At 73.8% G+C, this 581-nt stretch carries 1 protein-coding gene; it reads right to left on the bottom strand.

Annotated features, from left to right (window positions below):
- Nucleotides 1-581, bottom strand: a 581-nt coding sequence (locus tag AO501_RS18735; protein ID WP_156452669.1) for a DUF222 domain-containing protein, incomplete at both ends; no start/stop codon positions are given.

Below are 581 nucleotides of genomic sequence, written 5' to 3' on the forward strand. Positions count from 1 at the left end.
CCACCAAGCAGACACCCCGGGCTGTCGCTGCGCCCGGCCAGGGTCGCGGCCTCGGCGATCACATGAATCACCACCGGGCTGGCCGGCTTGCGCCCTGCCGCGGTGCAGTCCGGACGCGCGCACTCACAACCCAGCCGGGTGCCACCGGCGGCCAAGGCCCCCAGGGCATCGGCGCGGCGCTGCGCCAGGGTGCGCGGATCGTTGCCGCAGACCGTGGCCGCCAGCGCTGAGAGCCGCGCATCGATGGCCTGGGCATCGGTGGCGCGCAGGCGTCCCTCGATCTGCGCCACCCCGTTCAGGGGCGGGCTGATCCACACCTCCCGCTCGGCCCGGGCCTCGGTGCGGCGGCGCAGCGCATCGGCATCGGCGCGGGCCACGATCGCATCCACCTTCGCCGACAGCCGCCCCCGGCTCAGCGAGGGCCAGCGCGTCACCCGCGCGGCCACCGTGGCATCCACCGCCGCCAGCACCTGAGGATCCTCGATCAGATCCGTGCGGAACACAATCGTCGTGAACGCCTCATAGTCAATGTCCCCGGCGCAGAACACCGCCGCCACCGCCGGTAGCCGCTCCCGCATCGC

This window comes from Mycobacterium gordonae, from assembly GCF_001417955.2.
In the GTDB taxonomy this organism is placed as follows: domain Bacteria; phylum Actinomycetota; class Actinomycetes; order Mycobacteriales; family Mycobacteriaceae; genus Mycobacterium; species Mycobacterium gordonae_B.